This is a genomic window from Paenibacillus sp. FW101-FHT12H11, assembly GCF_058790355.1.
The window spans coordinates 412,235-424,844 of record NZ_JBYTCO010000002.1; the positions used below are offsets into that span (position 1 = coordinate 412,235).

The 12,610-nt window shown below is 45.6% G+C and carries 14 protein-coding genes; 2 read left to right on the forward strand and 12 right to left on the reverse strand.

The window, feature by feature from the left end; translation table 11 throughout:
* Nucleotides 1-14: 14 nt before the first annotated feature.
* On the reverse strand, nt 15-1,091 hold the full coding sequence (locus AC3WTJ_RS07560) for a Gfo/Idh/MocA family protein (protein ID WP_492521311.1): 1,077 nt from the start codon (nt 1,089-1,091) through the stop codon (nt 15-17).
* Between the two features lie 290 nt (nt 1,092-1,381).
* On the opposite strand from AC3WTJ_RS07560, the gene AC3WTJ_RS07565 reads away from it, so the two are divergent.
* Entirely contained in the window at nt 1,382-1,603 is a 222-nt protein-coding gene (locus AC3WTJ_RS07565; protein WP_127451768.1) for a hypothetical protein, read from the forward strand.
* Here AC3WTJ_RS07565 and kapB read toward each other — a convergent pair.
* From kapB to AC3WTJ_RS07580, 3 genes are read right to left on the reverse strand one after another with little or no spacing between them, the layout of a single operon-like run.
* Nucleotides 1,600-1,989, reverse strand: coding sequence for a kinase-associated lipoprotein KapB (gene kapB / locus AC3WTJ_RS07570; protein WP_492521312.1), 390 nt, complete (start codon nt 1,987-1,989; stop codon nt 1,600-1,602). The genes AC3WTJ_RS07565 and kapB overlap by 4 nt on opposite strands.
* 18 nt (nt 1,990-2,007) lie before the next feature.
* Nucleotides 2,008-2,325 (reverse strand): thioredoxin family protein, encoded by a 318-nt coding sequence (locus tag AC3WTJ_RS07575; RefSeq protein ID WP_492521313.1) that lies wholly within the window; start codon nt 2,323-2,325, stop codon nt 2,008-2,010.
* Nucleotide 2,326: 1 nt separating this feature from the next.
* Nucleotides 2,327-2,845, reverse strand: a complete 519-nt coding sequence (locus AC3WTJ_RS07580; RefSeq protein ID WP_407872319.1) for a hypothetical protein — start codon at nt 2,843-2,845, stop codon at nt 2,327-2,329.
* Nucleotides 2,846-2,918: 73 nt separating this feature from the next.
* Here AC3WTJ_RS07580 and AC3WTJ_RS07585 point away from each other — a divergent pair, with 73 nt between their 5' ends.
* Nucleotides 2,919-3,131 carry a hypothetical protein gene (locus AC3WTJ_RS07585; protein WP_145655009.1) on the forward strand — a complete coding sequence of 71 codons (213 nt, stop codon included), beginning with the start codon at nt 2,919-2,921 and terminating at the stop codon, nt 3,129-3,131.
* A 57-nt stretch (nt 3,132-3,188) separates the two neighbouring features.
* Here AC3WTJ_RS07585 and AC3WTJ_RS07590 read toward each other — a convergent pair whose 3' ends face one another.
* From AC3WTJ_RS07590 to AC3WTJ_RS07625, 8 genes are all read right to left on the reverse strand, one after another.
* Nucleotides 3,189-4,802, reverse strand: a complete 1,614-nt coding sequence (locus AC3WTJ_RS07590; protein ID WP_492521314.1) for an ABC-F family ATP-binding cassette domain-containing protein — start codon at nt 4,800-4,802, stop codon at nt 3,189-3,191.
* 37 nt (nt 4,803-4,839) lie between these two features.
* The gene (locus AC3WTJ_RS07595; protein WP_492521315.1) at nt 4,840-6,798 is read right to left on the reverse strand and encodes an ABC-F family ATP-binding cassette domain-containing protein; all 1,959 of its coding nucleotides are present in this window, start codon (nt 6,796-6,798) and stop codon (nt 4,840-4,842) included.
* Nucleotides 6,795-7,817 (reverse strand): M42 family metallopeptidase, encoded by a 1,023-nt coding sequence (locus AC3WTJ_RS07600; RefSeq protein WP_492521660.1) that lies wholly within the window; start codon nt 7,815-7,817, stop codon nt 6,795-6,797. The genes AC3WTJ_RS07595 and AC3WTJ_RS07600 overlap by 4 nt, the downstream gene beginning before the upstream one ends.
* A gap of 181 nt (nt 7,818-7,998) precedes the next feature.
* Nucleotides 7,999-8,289 (reverse strand): Dabb family protein, encoded by a 291-nt coding sequence (locus AC3WTJ_RS07605; RefSeq protein ID WP_127451752.1) that lies wholly within the window; start codon nt 8,287-8,289, stop codon nt 7,999-8,001.
* Nucleotides 8,290-8,309: 20 nt separating this feature from the next.
* The gene (locus tag AC3WTJ_RS07610; protein ID WP_315949606.1) at nt 8,310-9,872 is read right to left on the reverse strand and encodes an ABC-F family ATP-binding cassette domain-containing protein; all 1,563 of its coding nucleotides are present in this window, start codon (nt 9,870-9,872) and stop codon (nt 8,310-8,312) included.
* 95 nt (nt 9,873-9,967) lie between these two features.
* Nucleotides 9,968-11,389 (reverse strand): DUF6382 domain-containing protein, encoded by a 1,422-nt coding sequence (locus AC3WTJ_RS07615; protein WP_492521316.1) that lies wholly within the window; start codon nt 11,387-11,389, stop codon nt 9,968-9,970.
* A 14-nt stretch (nt 11,390-11,403) separates the two neighbouring features.
* On the reverse strand, nt 11,404-11,952 hold the full coding sequence (locus AC3WTJ_RS07620) for an A24 family peptidase (protein WP_492521317.1): 549 nt from the start codon (nt 11,950-11,952) through the stop codon (nt 11,404-11,406).
* Nucleotides 11,937-12,602: a TadE/TadG family type IV pilus assembly protein gene (locus AC3WTJ_RS07625; protein WP_492521318.1), complete on the reverse strand. Its 666-nt coding sequence runs from the start codon at nt 12,600-12,602 to the stop codon at nt 11,937-11,939. Before AC3WTJ_RS07625 ends, AC3WTJ_RS07620 begins: the two co-directional genes overlap by 16 nt.
* Nucleotides 12,603-12,610 lie beyond the last annotated feature (8 nt).

Genomic DNA, 12,610 nt, shown 5'->3' on the forward strand with positions numbered 1-12,610 from the left:
GCTGCAGCCCCTGTCTACTCGATGTCCCAATTCAATTTAACTTCATTGCCGGTTTGTGAGGATTGGTAAATCGCATCTAGAATTAAATTATTCGTATAACCTGTCATCACAGAGGTAATTGGTTGTTGACCGCTTTCGATACACGATAAGAAATGTCTCAGCATACGCACACGAGGCCCTTCGTCCAGCTCAGGCACAGTCAGATCCACATCTGCTTCGCGATCAAACATTTCTGCGAGAAGCTTCCCTTTATTGCCGCGAATCGAAGCGCCTCCTTCGGAACCAAGCAGCTGCACGTAAGGCTGGCTGTCCGTTTCGATAAGTGCGGCCCAGCTGACATCTAGCGATAGGGTTGCACCGTTATCGAGCTTAATCAACGCTGTAGCCAAATCTTCTACATCATATTGCCCTTCCCAGTTCGGTGTCCCCCAAGAGCCGATCCCTTTTTTGCGCGGACCAAATTCTGCATAGGTTGCCCCATAAACCGAAACCGGTTTCGGATTCCCCATCAAATAGAGGGATAGATCTAACATATGTACACCTAGATCAATTAACGGACCGCCGCCGGATTTCCCCATCTGTGTAAACCAGGTTCCCCAGCCGGGAATTCCTTTACGTCTCATCCAGCCTGCTTTGGCATGATAAATATGGCCTAGCGCGCCTTTATCAACCTGCTGCTTGACAGCCTGTGAAAGAACTTCCCACCGCAGCTGGTGTGGAATCATCAACACTTTGCCTGCCTTGCGCTCTGCTGCTACAATTTGTCTAGCCGATTCAAGATTAAGCGCCATAGGCTTCTCCAGCATGACATGTTTACCTGCTTCTAACGCTTGAATGGCTAAAGGCGCATGCCACTCATTGGAGACAGCAATAACTACGGCATCAATGCTTGGATCAGCGAGCAGCTTGTCCGAACTCTCATATACCCGCTCAATGTTATATTGCTTGGCTCTAGCCTCAGCTAGTGGTAAGTACACATCTGTTACCGCGGCAATTTCTGCCTCCGGCACTTTTTTCATCACTTCCATATGTACATTTCCGATATTTCCGGAACCAATAATCCCGATTCTGATTGGTTTTCCTGCTGTCATCTAAATTCCCCCAAAACATGTTTGATTACAATCTTTCTTATTATAATTGTGCTTATCTTTCCCCGCAACCGCCAATCTATCGCTCCGTTGAATCAAATGCAGACGGGTATCCCGATTAATTTCAAAAGATTCTTTGGGAACTAGCCCTCTCTCGCTATTCTTTACATATAATAAGATGCTAAAACTTTTTTAATAGTTTGTCTCAAACATACTTAACATTTGAAATGTATCCTAAATATGTAGACCAGCTGGTACTTTTTCCAGATGGAAGACGTGAAGGAGGGCTTAACATGCAAGCAGTTACCATTAAATTCAAAAACAAATCCATTCCCGTGCTTAATTTCACACATCGCAGTTCACATATGGAATTGTTATCCAGTAAGCTTAAGGAGTTTGAACTTCATTTCGAATTTCGCCGCAAATTAAAAATGATCTCATTGATCGAGATCATTGGTGATGTCGCTATTTTCAAGTATAACGACGGCACAAAATTGTATTTAGAAGTTTCTTAATTCGACTTTGGGAAATATTCTTTCTGCAGTTGACTAAGCTCCTGAAGAGAGCGCCTAGCCCATGCTTCCATTTCCGACAGCTTAGAGATTTGAGCCATTAGCGCTCTCTCCAGTGATACTTGATAATCGGGAATTGCACCCGCATAGGAACGTATCGTTGAAATTGGCATTAAAGCAATCTCCTGAAACGATAAAGCCCGTCTTTGATGAAAAAAAGCGACGCTTGGGTCCATCGGATTATGCAAGTCCCCTTGTGTTGGATGTTCTTTTACAGCCAGGATGCGTACTGCTGCTTTCATCGTACTCGACATTTCCACTACTTCCCCATAATAAACCCCAGTTTTATACTCAGCAATGACGTGATCTCCAATTTGAAAACTGCTCATTCTTATCATCTCCTATAGTTACTTGCTGCTCAATGGCAGCAGTTTGCGATATAGCTCATCCACCGACTGCATGCGGTAAATCAGTTGTTTGTCCTGTCCCTGCCCAAAAATAGCGATGCACGGCACGCTGGTCACTTGCCATTCACGGCTGATTTGCGGCAGAAAATTAATATTGCTTTTATATAGCGGCAAAGAAGGCTGCATGGTCATAATGATCTCCAACATACGTTCAGTCACTTTGCATGTTCCGCAAAACGGCGTGTACAAAAATACAGCAAAGGACTCCCCCTGCCTGTTAACGATCTCTAACAATTCCTGTTGAGACAGTTCCCTCATGCTAACCTCCTCGTTCATCTAACCAAGCCAAACTGTCAGCCGCATACCCAATAAGATGAGGGAAATCATCCAAGTGGCTCTCATCGATTTTTCTGCCGAATGAAAGTGTGATTTGATTATGATAAACCACTGGAAAAATACCATATTTGTATGAAAGAAGTTGTGTGATTTGTGGACGATGTTCCCATATTAGGCCTAACTGTTCTTCAATATGCTTACATTCCATATCCGGATTCTTAACTTTCGTGAAAAGCTTAATCGTAAGCGTACATCCAGGTTTAGCTGTAGGGTTCTCTAAAATTTCAGCAGCCAAATCGCTTAAATGAACATGCAAATTGATTTCCGCTTTGCTCGGCTTATCGATCTTTCTTGCAAACTCAATCGCATACGTTCGGGACATGGAAGACAGATCCACAAGATCCTCCCGGCGTGTGATGATAATTTTGCCATCCAAATCCAAGTCGTAGACGGCTCCTTCCAGAACCACCTTAATGTTGTCATAGATCGTTGGGTCAAACATCGTTCACACCTTCTTTCATCTTTTGTTTGATTCGATTATACTATTAACATATCACGGTAAAGAAGGTGTTTCTATGTCAGACAAGCCACAAGATCAGCTGGAAGAACAACAGGGTCCTAAGAAAGTAAGCCTAGCCGATGCCATCAAACAAAAGTTAGCTCAGAAGAAAGCGGATCAAGCCGCAGCACGTGCAAACCCTAAACAAGCGGGCAATACGAACCAAAGTGCCAAAAGCCAAATGACGAAAAAAGTAAATAATCAACGCCGTCGTACTGGCGGAAGCTAGAGCTATGTAGGTAAAAGCGCCCTGAGAGTCACACATCAGGGCGCTTTTCATTTGGTCTTACGCGTATTGAGCTTCGCGTTGTTTTTTCACATCTTCACTTTCCAGGTATTCATCATACGTAAGCATTTTGTCGATGAGACCTTTCGGCGTGATTTCCATTACACGATTTGCAATCGTTTGAATGAACTGATGGTCATGGGAAACGAACAACATCGTACCGTCAAAATCAACAAGTCCGTTATTGAGCGCTGTGATGGACTCCAAATCCAAGTGGTTCGTAGGCTCATCAAGAATGAGAACGTTCGCACCGCTAAGCATCATTTTGGAGAACATGCAGCGTACTTTTTCGCCCCCGGATAGAACGTTAGCTTTCTTCAAAGCTTCTTCCCCAGAGAATAACATACGTCCTAAGAATCCGCGAAGGAATGATTCATCCGGGTCTTTGGAGTATTGACGAAGCCAATCCACCAGATTCAACTCGGAATTAAAGTAATCTTGGCTGTCTTTTGGGAAATAAGCTTGGGAAGTCGTTACCCCCCATGAGAATGTACCTTCATCCGCTTCCATTTCGCCCATCAGGATTTTGAAAAGCGTTGTTTTGGCAATACCGTCCGGACCGACAAAAGCCACTTTATCCCCTTTGTTCAGGGTAAACGTTACATTATTCAATACTTTTACGCCATCAATTGTTTTGGAGATGCTTTCAACAGCCAACAATTGTTTACCAGCTTCGCGCTCACCTTTAAAGTGAATGAACGGATATTTACGGCTGGAAGGACGAATATCCTCAAGCGTGAGTTTCTCAAGCTGTTTTTTACGGGAAGTCGCTTGCTTGGATTTGGACGCATTCGCACTGAATCGAGCGATAAAGGCTTCCAACTCTTTACGTTTTTCTTCCGTTTTCTTATTCGCATCTCTAGCTAAGCGTAGAGCAAGTTGACTGGACTCGTACCAGAAATCGTAGTTCCCGACATACATTTGAATTTTACCAAAATCAATATCCGCAATGTGTGTACATACTTGGTTCAGGAAGTGACGATCATGGGATACAACGATAACGGTGCCTTCAAAACGGGCAAGGAAGTTCTCCAGCCAACGAATCGACTCCAAGTTCAAATGGTTAGTAGGCTCATCGAGGAGCAAAATGTTCGGATTGCCGAACAGCGCTTGCGCCAAGAGAACACGAACCTTCTCATTGCCGTCGAGGTCTTTCATCTTCGTATCATGCAGGGAAGTAGGAATGCCTAGACCAATTAGCAGTTCTGCCGCATCGGATTCCGCCTGCCAACCGTCCAGATCCTGGAACTCGCCTTCCAGTTCAGCAGCTCTCATGCCATCTTCTTCAGAGAAATCCGCTTTCGCGTACAGCGCATCCTTCTCTTCCATGATTTTGAATAAACGAGCATGCCCCATTACAACGGTTTTCAAAACTTCGATTTCGTCAAACTCGTAATGGTTTTGTTTCAGTACGGCCATTCTTTCACCTGGCGTGATCGATACTTCGCCTGTGTTCGGCTCAATTTCACCGGAAAGAATTTTTAGAAATGTGGATTTCCCTGCACCGTTCGCGCCGATTAGACCGTAACAGTTACCTGGAGTAAATTTAATATTCGCATCTTCGAAAAGCGCTCTTTTGCCGTAACGAAGTGTCACGTTATTAACATTAATCATGTGGAATACTTACCTGCCTTTATTATAGTTTCTTCTATCATAACTTATTTCGCTCTATTTCTTCTACCAACTCGGATAAATAAGTCCATCTTTCCATTGCTGCTTCCAAATCGGCCGTTGTTTGCTGCTCCTGCTCATACAAATCGCGAACACGGTCAAAATCGCTGCCAGCCGCTTCAATTTGCTGTTTCAAGCTTGCCGCCTTGTCTTCCAAAGCCGCAATCGTCCCCTCGATTTCATCCCATTCCTTCTGCTCTTTGAAAGTTAGTTTCTTAGGACGGTTTGAATTCGCTGAGCCGCTGGAAGCTGCTGATTGATTGGCTGCTGTTTTGCTAGAGCCAGTATTGCTACTTACTTGTCGCGCCAATTCTTTGCGTGCCTGTTCCGCCTCTTCTTGCTCTTGCTTCTCCTCCAAATAGTCGGAGTAGTTGCCAATGTAAGGCTCGATTCCTCCTTGGCCATCAAAAGCAAACAGATGCGTAACTGTTCGATCCAAAAAGTACCGATCATGGGAGACGGTAATAACCGCCCCTGGGAAATGATCCAGATAATCTTCCAGTATGGTCAATGTTTGGATGTCCAAATCGTTTGTCGGCTCATCGAGAAGTAGAACATTCGGTTCTCCCATAAGAGTACGCAGCAAATATAATCTGCGGCGCTCGCCGCCTGACAGCTTACCAATAGGAGACCACTGCAGTGTAGGGGAGAACAGGAAGCGCTCAAGCATTTGCGATGCGGGTATTGTCTCGCCGTCAGACGTGCGAACCAATTCAGCCGCTTCCTTGATGTAGTCGATGACGCGCATCTTTTCATCCATCTCGATCGTTTCTTGCGTGTAATACGCGAGTTTCACGGTTTGGCCGGTCTCGATCGTCCCGCTGTCGGGCTGAATACGCCCGGCGAGCATGTTCAGCAGCGTCGATTTGCCGCTTCCGTTAGGGCCAATGATGCCGAGGCGATCCTTCGGCATCACGATGTAGCTGAATCCGCTCAGCAGCGTCTTTCCGCCTGAGAAAGCTTTGGTGACGGCTTCCAGCTCCATCACCTTTTTGCCAAGGCGGCTGCCAGCCAACGCCATGTCCAGCTTGTCAGCGGGACCATCCACCTTGGTGTCCCGCAGCTCTTCGGCGCGCTGCACGCGCGCCTTCTGCTTCGTCGTGCGCGCTTTCGCGCCGCGACGGAGCCAAGCCAACTCGCGGCGCATGAGATTCTGCCGCTTATCTTCGCTGGCGGCTTCGGACTCCATCCGCTCCGCCTTTTTCTCGAGGAACGCCTCATAGTTGCCCTCGTAGCTGTAGATCTTACCCCGGTCCAGTTCCAGGATGCGGTTCGTCACCCGCTCCAGGAAGTACCGGTCATGGGTAACGAGCAAGAGCGCGCCGCGCCACTTGCCGAGGAATTCCTCGAGCCAGATAGCGGTCTCGTTGTCGATATGGTTCGTCGGCTCATCCAGGATGAGCAGATCGGCGGGTTGGATCAGAACGCGCGCCATGGCGACGCGTTTGCGCTGCCCGCCGGACAGCAGGCCGACGGGCTTGTCGAACTCGCTGATGCCCAGCTTCATCAGCACGGTTTTGGCCAAGGTGCTGGCTTCCCAGGCACCTTGTTCATCCATGCGCGATTGGGCTGTGAACAGCCGCGCTTGCTTTTTCTCGCTGGAGGGATCAAGCTCCAGCTCAGCCAGGGCCAGCTCATAGTCGCGCAGCGTCTTCATGAGCGGCGTGTCGCCGTGGAATACTTGCTCTAGCACAGTGGAGTTCGGATCGAACTCCGGGTTCTGCGGCAAGTATTCCACTCGGAAATGGTTCGCGTGCACGAGCTTGCCGCGATCCGCAGTTTCCAGCCCCGCCAGCAGCTTCAGCAGCGTGGACTTGCCTGTGCCGTTCACGCCGATGAGTCCGATGCGCTGCTTCTCGTTCACCGTGAACGTGATGTCATCGAACAAAACCTTGTCGCCATAGGTTTTGGTAATATTAACTGCACTCAAAATATTCATGCTTCCACTGGCTCCATGACATAGGCTGCAAGAAGCGCTGCTGTGTTAACTACAGCATCCATATGCGTCCGCTCCATGCTGTGTGACGCATGAACGCCAGGCCCAATCAGCGCGGCGCGAATATCGCGTCCGCCTCTGAGCGCTGCCGAAGCGTCTGAGCCATACCTTGGATAAATATCGACGGCGTGGCCGATTTCCAGCTTCTCGGAAAGCTCAATCATTTTGGAAGTCATTTGATAGTCATAAGGACCTGACGAATCCTTTGCGCAAATGGAAACATCACGTTCGCTACCGCTCAAGTCATCGCCAAGCGCACCCATATCTACGGCAATCAAATCCGTAATATCTTCCGGAATAAAAGATGATCCATGCCCAACCTCTTCATAATTGGAGAAAAACAGTTTTATCGTGAAGAGCGGCTGCAGGCCTTCTTCTTTGATAAGTCTTAGCAAACCGAATAACGAAGCTACACTTGCTTTATCATCCAAATGACGGGATTTCACGAGGCCATTTTCCTTCACTTGTACACGCGGATCGAACGAAATGTAATCCCCAACCCGGATACCCAGATCCTGAACTTCTTTTTTGGACTTAACAAGCTCGTCGATGCGCACTTCCATATGAGCTTCATCGCGTTTGAACTCTCGGGCATCTTCATAAACGTGTACAGACGGTCTTGAAGTGAGAATCGTCCCATCATAAACGCGTTCGTCGCGTGTATGAATTTGAACATATTCATTCTCAATAGCACCCATCATAAATCCGCCCAATGAAGTGATTTTAAGCGTCCCGTTCTCCTTAATAGAACGAACCATTGCGCCTAGGGTATCCACATGCGCAGAAATACCAATAACCCGGTCATTACGGACACCCGGAACCGTCACAATACCGCAGCCCTTATTCGTATATGTAAGCTCATAACCAAGCTTATTCACTTCTTGTTCGACCTTTTTCATAATGTGGTGCGTGTAGCCAGTCGGACTTGGCGTACGCAGCAGCATCTCGAGCACTTCCGTCATATAAGCTTTATTTAATTTGGATTTCACTCGGGATTCCTCCCTTTTCTATAAATTATGAAGATACCTGTAAACACACAAAAAACAGTGCAGCCTAGGAATTTTAGCTGCGCTAGCGGCATAAGCCGCAATGCTAACCCCTTCTAAGGATACTACACTGTTCCCTTATGTTTTTCAAACCCAATTAGCTTACAAAATCAACACAAATGGAAGTCCCATCAAGTACTGTCTTCATATGGGCCTTCACACCTTCATGAATAGGGTGCGTGTCATATGTTTTTAGATCTTCTACGGAATCGAATTTTGTAATCAATGCAATATCATACGAACGCTCCAAATGAAGAATATCCGTCCCTACTTCAATATGGCGCAACACCGGAATTTTCCCTTCCATGTTCGTAAGAACCGCTTTCGTTACTTCCACCGCTTCAGGGCTACGATCTTTGAGCTTAAAAAACACAACATGAGTTAACATGGACATTTCCTCCTAATTGGTTAATTCGTGACTTTTGCTTTGGCAGACCACTCTTCCACATTCCAAACTCTGGTTACCCAACCTTCATAAAATTCCGGTTCGTGGCAAACAAGCAAAACGGTTCCTTTATAAGCGATCAAAGCTCTTTGAAGTTCTTCTTTGGCCACAACGTCCAAATGGTTGGTAGGCTCATCGAACAACAGCCAGTTGCTTTCCCTCATGAGCAGTTTGCAAAGCCTGACTTTGGCTTGCTCTCCCCCGCTGAGCATGCTCATGGCACGCGTAATGTGCTCATTTTTCAACCCGCACCTTGCCAGAGCGCCTCTGACTTCATTCTGATTCATGGAAGAAAACTCATTCCAAACATCGTCAATCGGCGTCATGTTGGGCGCTTTAACCTCTTGCTCGAAGTAAGCCGGGCTTAAGTAATCGCCTTGATACGTTTTGCCGCTGAAAGGTTCAATTTTCCCTAGAATCGTTTTGAGCAGTGTAGATTTCCCCACTCCGTTGCAGCCAACGATCGCAATTTTCTCGCCGCGTTCAATCGTCACATTCATTTTCGGTAAAAGCGGTCGGTCATACCCGATTTCCAAATTTTCCGCCTCAAATACGATTCTACCACTTGTACGAGATTCCTTAAATATGAACGTTGGTTTCATCGCAGTTTCCGGCTTTTCGATTCGATCCACTTTCTCCAATTGCTTTTGACGGCTTTTGGCACGCGTAGAGGTGGAAGCCCTGGCTTTATTGCGAGCAATAAAGTCTTCCTGCTTTTTAATGTACTCCTGCTGCTTCTCATAAGCATCGATATGTTGCGATTTGTTCATTTCCGCCATATCCAGGAATTTCTCATAGTTCGCTGTATAACGAGTCAGCTTCGTAAATTCCAAATGATAGATCACGTTAACGACTTCATTCATGAATTCCGTATCATGTGAAATCAGCATAAACGCAAACGGATAATCTTTGAGATAGTTTTTCAACCACTCAATGTGTTCGACGTCCAAATAGTTCGTAGGCTCGTCTAACAGCAGCACGGTTGGTTTCTCCAGGAGCAGTTTAGCCAAAAGAACTTTGGTCCGCTGCCCACCGCTTAACGATGTCACGTCGCGGTCTAAGCCAATTACGTTAAGGCCAAGTCCGTTCGCCATCTCTTCGATTTTGACATCCAGCAAGTAGAAACCGCCGATTTCCAGACGCTCCTGAATCTCGCCCATCTGCTCAAGCAGAACTTCCAGTTCTTCCGGCGAAGCATCCGCCATCTTTTCCGTAATGGCCATCATAGCTCTCTCTTCTTCAAAAAGAGGTAAGAAGGCATCGCGTAAAATATCGCGAATCGTTCTGCCCGCCGCTAATACCGAATGCTGATCCAAGTACCCATACTTAATTCGAGGCGTCCATTCTACTTTCCCTGTATCTTTCAATAATTTTCCGGTCAATATATTCATTAATGTGGATTTCCCCACACCATTTGCTCCAACTATGCCGACACGCTCTCCTGCCAGTAGACGGAAGGAAACATTTTTAAACAACGTTCGATCCCCGAAACTGTGGCTCAAATCTTCTATCGTCAAAAGACTCATTTTAAAAATCTAAACTCCTGTCTGTTAAAAAATCGCACATACTCGTGACTTCTTATTATACCACTGCTAGAGCTAGACAGGAAATAGTTAAATTTTCAATTTCGAAATATCAAGGTTTGGCACACAATTTGAATCTCGTCGCCATCTTTTAGCAAGTAAGATTGGTAGGTAACTATCGTTTCTCCATTAAGAGAAGTTCCATTCGTGGAGCCAGTATCCTTCAGTGCATAACCCTTTTCACATTTTGTTATCTCAGCATGAATTCTGGAAACACCTGCTTCTTCCAAGACATAATCTGCTTTTAAATTCGCATCTCCTCGGCCGATCGTGAAATGATCGCTAAGGATTGGCACTGATTTCGTCATACCTTGAATTAGCACTTCGAGCCTCGGCCCTTCCGGTTTAAGGTTTCCTAGAAAAACGGTTGCATTCCTAGCGTTGTTTTGAATTAATGTCGTATGCATATGTAAGTTTTGATAATGACTTTGGATATCGGGCGATTCAACTTTAGATACCGTAACTGCTTCTTTCTTATTTTCAAAATGCTTCTCTAGTTTATCGGAAAAGAGCGGCACCTGCTTGTCACCAGCACTTCTGTACCGCGGTAGCCCAAGAAATCTTAATACAAACCATACATCTAGTAATACAATAGTCATTCCTGCTGACAGGTGCAGCGAACTAGTTGAGGGAGAAGATACATGATTCTGCCATAGAAACGCCAATACGAGTATGATAACAACTAGGACAAGAAATTGTGTTCTCTGTGTGATTGGATAAAAGGCGACTGTTTGACTATTTTTTATATCTAGTTGCACATCCGCTATTGGCGTATTCATCGGCGACTCATCAATCGAATTCGTTGTGTTGATCTGCTTGATGTTTTGTTGCCAAACCGGCTTTGGCAGCCCCTCGTGAACCGGAGGTTGCGGGTCCATAAGTTTTAACAGGTTTGTTTTGAAATTTTGAAGAGTTTGCAGCGTACATGGTAATGCAACAGTGTCTAACCAAGTGTCTATATCTTCCCTAATTTTGTCGTTCAACTTCGAACTAATCTGCCTCATTAAATCCTTAATTGCATTGTAGACACTGCATTCCTTCATACCTTGTTCCATTGGCACATATGTCAAAAATACATCGGACCAGTCACTGCCAATAAAGATGAAATTATCTTTCAACACAAATCCGGTCTCATGCAGCATATAGTTTTTACTTTCATCTATAGCACAAACAATGGCGTACATAAGCTTGGCGAATTGAAACTTGGAAAGCTCCTCAACCTTAAGAACCTGAGCAAGCATTCTTTTAGCTGTTAAACTATAAAGCAGGCTTACTCGATGATCAATCTCCTGGATTTCAAGCGGAAGCATGTTTGGTATCGTGTTAGCCTCAAGCATCTTGATTTGCAAAGTTGAAAGAGCTTCAACGGTCAACCCCTCCCCACCGTCTTTAAAAAGACGCATACAATGGCCATGTTGATATACAAATTCATATCGCAGCCCAAATAACTCCTCTGTCACAGGCCCACCTCATTTTAAATAGAGTAATACCAGGTCATTGCCACGGCTGGCATAACGGCATACATAAACGGAAACTTGATATTGGCATCACGTTTCATCCCCTTGACGATGTTCAGATCATGCAGCACGATAATTGAAAAAAACCATTTCATCATCTTCTGCCCCGTGGCCGCCAATTGCTTGTGCATCAGTAGTAAGAAAAGGCCTATCAATGCGGCGCAGATTATGGAATACAGCATCAATTGAAACACAAAACTGAAGCCCATCATAGCTCCAATAGCCGTAAAAAGCTTCACATCCCCTGCTCCAAGAGCACCTATAAGATAGAGTAGGAACATCGCGAAAAGTGCACTCCCTGCCCCTATAAGCGAGAAAGTTAGTCCGTTCAGTCCACTTATAGACACGTTCAACATGATTCCAGCAACCGATCCGCTAATGGTTAATTTGTTGGGGATCACCGCTTTTCGTACATCGGTAACAAAAGCAATCGAAATGAAAACCAATAGTAAATATTGAATGCAAAATCCTCCTCTATTAAAGACGGCGATTAAGCACCTACCCATGCTCGTTCAAATGCCCTCTTTTTCAAAATAATCGTTTGACTTAAAAACGGGATCGGTAAGCGATACGAAATCTCCGCCTCAATTCCAAAATAAGCCTCTCCATCGTTATACAAACTTGGAAGAGTCACAGAAACAACTTTAAAGTTATTTCTCTGCACGATCGAATCATCGCAAAAAGCGTAAACAATCGGAGTAATCGCGGCATGTAAGCGGGGGTTAACTTGCTGCTCGAGCAGTTCATCTTTCCCCTCTGTCAGTAACTCTTCGCCTTGCAGCCGTTTCTCTTTCTCCCATTTAACGAATTCGAGCAGCGGTTGAGGGATATATGCGGCATACTCATCTGCTAAACTTTCCGTGTTTGACACTTGTTCTCGTGCTGATTGAACATGGCTGATGGCTGAATTTATGATTTCGGCCGGTCCACTCTGCTCAAATTTCACTTTAGCTTCTTGAACGAGAAGTCTTACTGGGTATAACTGGCCAGCAATCGACTTCGTTGCTTCAGACACACCGGCTTGCAGCGCCATTTCCAGGCATGCGATTTGAATACAAATGACAAGGCCAACAACAAAAGCAAGGAAAAAAGGCAGTATTAAAGCAGCCTCTAATACGATACCTCCCTTTTGTTCACTGTAAAACTTGTGCAGCATAAAGCCCC